3 protein-coding genes are annotated in these 3979 nt (G+C 72.7%); 2 read left to right on the plus strand and 1 reads right to left on the minus strand.

Annotated features, from left to right (window positions below):
* Positions 1–1054, minus strand: a 1054-nt coding sequence (locus ACWGI8_RS40885; RefSeq protein WP_453668521.1) for a pyridoxal-phosphate-dependent aminotransferase family protein, incomplete at its 3' end; no start/stop codon positions are given.
* A gap of 96 nt (positions 1055–1150) precedes the next feature.
* Here ACWGI8_RS40885 and ACWGI8_RS40890 point away from each other — a divergent pair.
* Complete coding sequence (locus ACWGI8_RS40890; RefSeq protein ID WP_453668522.1) at positions 1151–2236, plus strand: amidohydrolase family protein; 1086 nt, start codon at positions 1151–1153, stop codon at positions 2234–2236.
* A gap of 288 nt (positions 2237–2524) precedes the next feature.
* Positions 2525–3457 carry an SCO1860 family LAETG-anchored protein gene (locus ACWGI8_RS40895; protein ID WP_453668523.1) on the plus strand — a complete coding sequence of 311 codons (933 nt, stop codon included), beginning with the start codon at positions 2525–2527 and terminating at the stop codon, positions 3455–3457.
* The last annotated feature ends 522 nt before the right edge of the window (positions 3458–3979 follow it).

The raw sequence follows: 3979 nt of genomic DNA on the forward strand, positions 1-3979 counted from the left end.
CCTCGTGGCCGTACTCGCCGAGCGCCGCGCCCAGCGCCGCCAGCGAGGACTGCACGGCGTCACGGCTCGCGTCCGTGCCGTAGTGGTTCACCCGGATCATCTCCGCGGACAGTGCCCCTGCGCCGGCGATCAGCGGCAGCGACGGGTCGGCCGCCAGTGCCTTCGCGACCAGGTCGGAGGCGTCGACGCCGGTGGGGGCGCGCAGCGTGGTCGCCACCGGCGCCGCGTACCGCGCCTCGTGGACGTACGGGGTCAGCCCACCGCCGAGCGCGAGCGCACCCGCGCGCACCGCCGCCGCGGCCGACGCGTGCCGTGCCATGAGCGAGTCCGGACCCTCCGCCTCGATGCGCTCCAGACAAGCCTCCAGCGCCAGCATCTCCAACTGGGCCGGTGCGTGCAGCAGCGCCCTGCGGCCGCCGTCGATCCAACGCTCCTTCCAGTCGAGCAGCGAGAGATACGAGCGTCGGGGCGCGGCCGGGTTCGCCGCGAACCGCTCCCAGGCGCGCTCGCTCACCGAAACCGCCGAGACCCCGGCCGGGCCGCCCATCGCCTTCTGCGCGCCGATCACGCACAGGTCCACGCCCCACGCGTCCGGCAGCAGCGGCTCGGCGCCCACGGAGGCGACGGCGTCCAGCATGAACAGCGCGCCATGGGCCCGTACGGCCTCGCCGATCTCCGCCACCGGGTTGGTGTTGCCGGTGGCCGCCTCGGCGTGCACCAGGGACACGAAGTCGATCTCCGGGTGCTCGTCCAGTGCCCGCGCGACCTGTTCCGCGGACACCGCCGTGTGGAACGGCACCTCCAGGTCGATCACCGCGGCACCGCAGTCCCGCAGCCAGTTCCCGAAGGTCTGTCCGTACGGCCCCGTCACCACGTTCAGCGCGGCGGAACCGGGCCGGGCACCGCTGCGGATGCAGCCCTCCAGTGGGAGCAGCGCCTCGCCCTGTGTGATCACCACGTCCGCCTCGGTGGAGAGCAGGGTGGCCACCCGGCGCTCGATCGCCGCGAAATGGGAGGCGGTCAGGGGGGCCAGGTCCAGAAACGGGTGTGTCACGTCGGTGCTCTCTTCGAAGCGGCGGTTCTCGGCAGTCTTCGGCAGTCTTCGGCTGTCCTCGGTCGAGGGTAGAGCAGGGCTCGTAGAGTGCTCGTCATGAGCGATCACGTGGTGCTGCATGTGAAGGGGCGGGTGCTCGTCGGGCCGCAGGAGGTGAGGGACGAGCTGTGGGTGGTCGGCGGCCGTATCACGTATCGGCGGCCGGCAGCCGAGGCGGAGACCGTCGAGGGCTGGGTGCTGCCCGGCCTCGTCGACGCCCACTGCCATGTCGGGCTCGACGGGCACGGCGCGGTGGACGAGGCGACCAGCGAGAAGCAGGCGCTGACCGACCGGGACGCGGGCACCCTGCTCATCAGGGACGCCGGCTCGCCCGCCGACACCCGCTGGATCGACGACCGCGAGGATCTGCCGAAGATCATCCGGGCCGGCCGGCACATCGCCCGCACCCGTCGGTACATCCGCAACTACGCCCATGAGATCGAGCCCGACGACCTCGTCGCCCACGTGGCACAGGAGGCGCGGCGCGGCGACGGCTGGGTCAAGCTGGTCGGCGACTGGCTCGACCGCGAGGCGGGCGATCTGGGCGCCTGCTGGCCGCGTGGTGCCGTCGAGGCGGCCATCGCCGAGGCGCACCGCCTCGGCGCCCGCGTCACCGCGCACTGCTTCGCGGAGGACTCGCTGCGCGACCTGGCCGAGGCGGGCATCGACTGCATCGAGCACGCGACCGGGCTGACCGACGAGACCATTCCGCTGTTCGCCGAGCGGGGCGTCGCGATCGTCCCGACACTCGTCAACATCGGCACGTTCCCGCAGCTCGCGGCGGGCGGCGAGAGCAAGTTCCCACGCTGGTCGGACCATATGCGGCGGCTGCACGAGCGCCGGTACGACACCGTCCGCTCGGCGTACGACGCGGGCATCCCCGTCTATGTCGGCACCGACGCCGGCGGCTCGCTGGCGCACGGCCTGGTCGCGGCCGAGGTCGCCGAGCTCGTGAAGGCCGGCATCCCGCCGGTCGAGGCGCTGTCGGCGACGGCATGGGGGGCGCGGAGCTGGCTGGGCCGGCCGGGCCTCGAGGAGGGGGCGCCGGCGGACCTGGTCGTGTACGAGGCCGATCCACGGGCGGACGTACGGGTATTGGCGGCACCGCACCTGGTGATCCTGCGGGGGCGCGTCATCGGTTGACGGAGCGTGACGCCGGGCTCCTGCCGCTCGTTGAACCACTTCACATGCGCCACCCGCAGGTCAACCGGCGTGCGCCTGTTACGCCCTCCCCGGAGCGACCCAGGGGAACGCCCGTACCTCATGAATCGAATACGGGCGCGGAAACGCCACTTTGGAGTGAACTCACCCCAGGTATCTGTCAGTTCACTCTCGGTGCGTAAAGATTCCGGTGTTCTCAGTCGCCGCCGCCCATGAGTCCCTGTGGCCGGCGGCCCGGCGACGCCATTCTTCTGTGGGGGTTCCACCACCGTGAACAGCAACACCTTCCGCATGCCCGTACGCCGTTCCGCGGCCGTCATGGCCGCCACCGCGCTGGCCGCCGGCCCGCTGGTGCTCGCAGCGCCGGCCCGTGCGACGGGCGGCGGAGTCGGGCGCGCGAGCGCGGTCGTGCTCCGTACCGGCCTCGATGTCTCCTTGCTGAACAGGGCCGTCCAGGTGCCGCTGAAGGTCTCCCTCAACGAGGTCCAGGCCCCCGAGAGCGCCGAGAAGACCGCGCTGACCGTCCAGGTGGAGGGTGTCGACCAGGGCAGGCCGTTCAGCCTGCTGCGCGCGGACGTGGCGACCGCGAAGGCGACCGCGGACCGGCAGCGGGCCGAGGGCTACACCAACCTCGCCCATGCCAAGGTCCATGTCCCCGGACTGCCGTTGCTCTCTCTCATCGAGGTCGAGAAGGTCACGTCGAAGGCGGTCTGCGTGGCCGGCAGGAAGCCGGTGGCCGAATCGAATCTGCTCGGCGCGGTCACCGTCCTCGGCAAGAAGACCAAGCTGACGACGGGCGGTACGACACGGGTCGAGGTGCCCGGTGTCGGCGAGGTCACCCTCGACCTTTCGAAGACGCAGACCACCTCGCGTACGGCCGCGGCCACCGCGCTCGAACTGAAGGTGTCCGTCAACCCGCTCAAGCTGAACGTCGCGGAGGTCGAGGGCTCGGTGACGCTGGCCGCGGCGAACTGCGAGTCACCCACGGCCCGCACGGTGGAGCCGGACGCGAAGCCCCAGGCCGGCGCCGGCCCTGCGAAGGCCCCCGCCGGCATCCCCGCCGACGCCCCCGCGCCCGCCGCCGAGAACCTCGCGGCGACCGGTGGCAACGGACTGACCCCGTACTTCGCGGGCGGCGCGGTCGTGCTGCTGGTCGCGGGCGGCGGTGCGGTGGTTCTGGCTCGCAGCCGGGCGCGCGACTGAGCGCGGCCGGTGGGGGGTGTGGGTGACGGGGTTGCCCTCTGCCGTGGGCGCGGCCGGGACGGGCCGGTTCTGCGGGGTTGCCCTCTGCCGTGGCGGCGTCCGGTGTGTCCGTCCTCAAACGCCGGACGGGCTTGGGTGGTTCGGGGTTGGCCGGGACCGTGCGGATGCCGTCCGGGGCCGCTCCGGGGCTCGTATCCGGGACGGCATGATTTACGGCGCGCCACCCGGTACCGCACGAGCCTGGTCCTCGTCGCGCGCCACAAATCACGCTTTAGTGTCCCGAACACGACCCCTGCACGTCCCCGGGCGTGCGCGCCCGCGGGGGCTGACCCCGGTGGGGTGCGTTCACGTGGTTTGTGGGCAGTCGTTCCGCTGGGGAGGAACGGGTGGGCACAAACCCCCACGGCCCGCAGTCGGGCGACGGCCCGGGGTGGGGCCGTGCAGGGTCGGCCCCGCAGGGGTGGCATCGTGCCGGGGCACATGGGTCCCGGGCCGGATGCCGCCCCGAGGAGTCGAGCCCGG

Source organism: Streptomyces sp. NPDC054841, from assembly GCF_053611045.1.